This is a genomic window from Pauljensenia sp. UMB6358 (assembly GCF_030216865.1).
GTDB classification, from domain to species: Bacteria; Actinomycetota; Actinomycetes; order Actinomycetales; family Actinomycetaceae; genus Pauljensenia; species Pauljensenia turicensis_A.
The window spans coordinates 1-5,353 of record NZ_JASOMS010000017.1; the positions used below are offsets into that span (position 1 = coordinate 1).

Annotated in this window: 3 rRNA genes; all 3 read right to left on the bottom strand. The window is 55.1% G+C overall.

Annotation, left to right across the window (positions count from 1 at the left end):
• Positions 1-117 (bottom strand): 5S ribosomal RNA (rrf, locus tag QP381_RS08365).
• 108 nt (positions 118-225) lie between these two features.
• Positions 226-3,347 (bottom strand): 23S ribosomal RNA (locus tag QP381_RS08370).
• Between the two features lie 333 nt (positions 3,348-3,680).
• A 16S ribosomal RNA gene (locus tag QP381_RS08375) occupies positions 3,681-5,222 on the bottom strand.
• Together the 16S, 23S and 5S rRNA genes form the textbook arrangement of a ribosomal RNA operon.
• Positions 5,223-5,353: the final 131 nt, after the last annotated feature.

A 5,353-nucleotide genomic window follows, 5' to 3' on the forward strand; every position in this document is an offset into this window, starting at 1 on the left:
TTGCGGCGGTGTCCTACTCTCCCACACTCTGTCGGGTGCAGTACCATTGGCGTTTGTGGGCTTAGCTTCCGGGTTCGGAATGTTTCCGGGCGTTTCCCCACTACTATGACCACCGCAAAAATGGTCACTCGCTTGTGTTGTCCACTCCCCCCGCTGGGGGTGTGGGTTGAGTGTGATTCGTATAGTGGTTGTAAGCAGTCTTACTTTTGGTTGCCTTTTTGTGGTTTCGTGTAGTGTCGGCCAATTAGTACCAGTCGGCTCGCGAGCACATTGCTGTGCTTCCACCTCTGGCCTATCAACCCGCTAGTCTGGCGGGGGCCTTCACACCATTACTGGTGTTGGAAACCTCATCTTGGAGCAGGCTTCCCGCTTAGATGCTTTCAGCGGTTATCCCTTCCGAACGTAGCCAACCAGCCGTGCACCTGGCGGTACAACTGGCACACCAGAGGTTCGTCCATCCCGGTCCTCTCGTACTAGGGACGGGCCTCCGCAAGTTTCCTACGCGCACAGAGGATAGGGACCGAACTGTCTCACGACGTTCTGAACCCAGCTCGCGTACCGCTTTAATGGGCGAACAGCCCAACCCTTGGGACCAACTCCAGCCCCAGGATGCGACGAGCCGACATCGAGGTGCCAAACCATGCCGTCGATATGGACTCTTGGGCAAGATCAGCCTGTTATCCCCGGGGTACCTTTTATCCGTTGAGCGACCACGCACCCACGTGCCATGGCCGGATCACTAGTTCCTGCTTTCGCACCTGCTCGACCCGTCGGTCTCACAGTCAAGCTCCCTTGTACACTTGCACTCGCCACCTGATTACCAACCAGGCTGAGGGAACCTTTGAGCGCCTCCGTTACTTTTTGGGAGGCAACCGCCCCAGTTAAACTACCCACCAGGCACTGTCCCCAACCCGGATTACGGGCCGAGGTTAGATGACCGCGTGAACCAGAATGGTATTTCAACGACGACTCGACAAGAGCTGGCGCCCCTGCTTCACAGTCTCCCACCTATCCTACACAAGTCCAAGCGAACACCAATACCAAGCTATAGTAAAGGTCCCGGGGTCTTTCCGTCCTTCTGCGCGTAACGAGCATCTTTACTCGTAATGCAATTTCACCGAGTTCATGGTCGAGACAGCGGAGAAGTCGTTACGCCATTCGTGCAGGTCGGAACTTACCCGACAAGGAATTTCGCTACCTTAGGATGGTTATAGTTACCACCGCCGTTTACTGGGGCTTAAATTCAAGCCTTCACCACCCGAGGGTGGTTGAGCCTTCCTCTTAACCTTCCAGCACCGGGCAGGCGTCAGTGCGTATACATCGTCTTACGACTTCGCACGCACCTGTGTTTTTGATAAACAGTCGCTTCTCCCTATTCTCTGCGACCCCACAACGCACACACCCAGAAAAAAGGGGGGACGTCACAGGGTCCTCCTTATCCCGAAGTTACGGAGGAATTTTGCCGAGTTCCTTAACCATGATTCACTCGAACGCCTCGGTATACTCTACCTGACCACCTGAGTCGGTTTAGGGTACGGGCGCGTCATGCCCTCACGTCGAGGCTTTTCTTGACAGCTTAGGATCACCACCAGACACCCCAAAAGGGCACCCCCATCAGTCCTCACCCTACATGCCTACCGGATTTACCTGGCAGACGGGCCACAACCTTAGACACACACAACCATCGGTGCGCGGCAGCTACCTTCCTGTGTCACCCCTGTTAACACGCTTACCTACAACAATCAGGATCCCACAACACCCAAGCTGATCAAACCCGAAGGAATGAACAGTCCAGATGCGGGTGGTTAGCATAAAAGCTTCAGTATTTGGCGGTCACAACGCGGTACCAGAATATCAACTGGTTGTCCATCGACTACGCCTGTCGGCCTCGCCTTAGGACCCGACTAACCCAGGGCGGATAAACCTAGCCCTGGAACCCTTAGTCAATCGGCGGACGGGATTCTCACCCGCCATTCGTTACTCATGCCTGCATTCTCACTCCCACACGCTCCACCAACCGTTCCCAGCAGGCTTCACCGCACGCAGGACGCTCCCCTACCCACCCACACAACCTTAGGCAGGTCCCCTGCCCAGGCTCTTTCATGTGTGAGTGCCACAGCTTCGGCGGTACGCTTAAGCCCCGCTACATTGTCGGCGCGAAACCACTTGACCAGTGAGCTATTACGCACTCTTTCAAGGATGGCTGCTTCTAAGCCAACCTCCTGGTTGTCACCGCGATCTCACATCCTTTCCCACTTAGCGCACACTTAGGGGCCTTAGCTGATGATCTGGGCTGTTTCCCTCTCGACTACGAAGCTTATCCCCCGCAGTCTCACTGCCATGCTCAACCTAATGGCATTCGGAGTTTGGCTGACGTCAGTAACCCATAGGGCCCATCGGCCATCCAGTAGCTCTACCTCCACCAGGCAACACACAACGCTGCACCTAAATGCATTTCGGGGAGAACCAGCTATCACGGAGTTTGATTGGCCTTTCACCCCTACCCACAGCTCATCCCCCAGGTTTTCAACCCTGGTGGGTTCGGTCCTCCACACAGTCTTACCTCTGCTTCAACCTGGCCATGGGTAGATCACCCCGCTTCGGGTCCAGAACACGCGACACACGCCATATTTCAGACTCGCTTTCGCTACGCATACCCCACACGGGTTAAGCACGCCACGTATCACTGACTCGCAGGCTCATTCTTCAAAAGGCACGCCATCACCCCACAAGGCTCTGACGGCTTAAAGGCACACGGTTTCAGGTACTATTTCACTCCCCTCCCGGGGTACTTTTCACCATTCCCTCACGGTACTATGCACTATCGGTCATCAAGAAGTATTTAGGCTTACCAGGTGGTCCTGGCAGATTCACACGAGATTTCACGAGTCCCGCACTACTCGGGCACCTATCCCACCTACGCATGCAACAGTCCATCTACACGACTATCACGCACTCCGGTCCGCTATCCCACACGGTTCAACTACCATCACACACGCAAGCCCCTCCCCGGCAGAGAAGAGACGAACAAGCCCCACAACACCGCACACGCAACCCCCGCCGAGTATCACACGCACACGGTTTAGCCTCCTCCGCTTTCGCTCGCCACTACTCACGGAATATCTTTTCCTACGGGTACTAAGATGTTTCACTTCCCCGCGTTCCCCCCACCACCCTATACACGTTCAGATGATGGTAACCAAGCACAACCCTGGTTAGGTTCCCCCATTCGGACACCCTCGGATCAAAGCTCGCTCGCCAACTCCCCGAGGCATATCGCAGGCCGCAACGTCCTTCATCAGCTCTTGATGCCAAGGCATCCACCGAATGCCCAACAAAACTAAACAAAACCACACAACAAGAAAATAAAGATGCTCACAACCACTATACAAATCACAAACAACCCACCACACACACCACCACCCCCCAAACACCCCATAAAAAGAGTGCAACAAAAAAGAGAGGCGGCAACATGCGAGCCAAAACGCTCAAACGGTGTTGAACGTGAACCCGACAGCGTGTCTGCTTCCATGGAGCTTGCACCCCTGTTTTCCACTAAAAAACACCCACGCACCCACACCCACCAAGAAAAACCCTCGGTGAACACATGCGAGCACAAGAAACACACACCACACACACTCACGTGCCATGATGCGCATCCCCAAAAACGGGCTCCCTAGAAAGGAGGTGATCCAGCCGCACCTTCCGGTACGGCTACCTTGTTACGACTTCGTCCCAATCGCCAATCCCACCTTCGACCACTCCCCCCGGAAAACCGGTTAGGCCATGAGCTTCGGGTGTTACCAACTTTCGTGACGTGACGGGCGGTGTGTACAAGGCCCGAGAACGTATTCACCGCAGCGTTGCTGATCTGCGATTACTAGCGACTCCACCTTCATGGGGTCGAGTTGCAGACCCCAATCCGAACTGAGACTGGCTTTAAGTGATTCGCTCCACCTTACGATATCGCAACACTCTGTACCAACCATTGTAGCATGCGTGAAGCCCAAGACATAAGGGGCATGATGATTTGACGTCATCCCCACCTTCCTCCGAGTTAACCCCGGCAGTCCCCCACGAGTCCCCACCATAACGTGCTGGCAACATAGGGCAAGGGTTGCGCTCGTTGCGGGACTTAACCCAACATCTCACGACACGAGCTGACGACAACCATGCACCACCTGCACACCCCCAACCAAATGCCACCACATCTCTGCAGCGTCAGGGTGCATGTCAAGCCTTGGTAAGGTTCTTCGCGTTGCATCGAATTAATCCGCATGCTCCGCCGCTTGTGCGGGCCCCCGTCAATTCCTTTGAGTTTTAGCCTTGCGACCGTACTCCCCAGGCGGGGCACTTAAAGCGTTAGCTACGGCGCAGAAACCACGGGTGGCCCCCACACCTAGTGCCCAACGTTTACAGCGTGGACTACCAGGGTATCTAATCCTGTTCGCTCCCCACGCTTTCGCTCCTCAGCGTCAGTAACGGCCCAGAGACCCGCCTTCGCCACCGGTGTTCCTCCTGATATCTGCGCATTCCACCGCTACACCAGGAATTCCAGTCTCCCCTACCGCACTCAAGTCAACCCGTACCCACCGCACGCCCCCAGTTAAGCCAGAGGATTTCACGGCAGACGCGGCCAACCGCCTACAAGCCCTTTACGCCCAATAATTCCGGACAACGCTCGCGCCCTACGTATTACCGCGGCTGCTGGCACGTAGTTAGCCGGCGCTTCTTTACCCACTACCCTCACCACAACCCAAAGCTGCGGCTTGACCATGAGCGAAAAAGGTTTACAACCCGAAGGCCTTCATCCCTCACGCGGCGTCGCTGCATCAGGCTTGCGCCCATTGTGCAAAATTCCCCACTGCTGCCTCCCGTAGGAGTCTGGGCCGTATCTCAGTCCCAATGTGACCGGTCACCCTCTCAGGCCGGTTACCCGTCAAAGCCTTGGTAGGCCATCACCCCACCAACAAGCTGATAGGCCGCGAGCCCATCCCCCACCAGAAAAACCTTTCCACCCACCAACATGCGCCAATGAGTGAATATCCAGTATTAGCAGCCGTTTCCGACCGTTATCCCAAAGAAGAGGGCAGGTTACTCACGTGTTACTCACCCGTTCGCCACTAATCCACCCCAACAAAGCTGGAGCATCATCGTTCGACTTGCATGTGTTAAGCACGCCGCCAGCGTTCGTCCTGAGCCAGGATCAAACTCTCCGAACAAAAACATATCCAGAAAAAACCAACCACCAAAACGCGGCCAGCCAATCCCAACAATAAAAACAAACTCAAAAACAAAAAACAGGCATAAAAACAAACACACTATCGAGTTCACAAACAACACCCACACACCC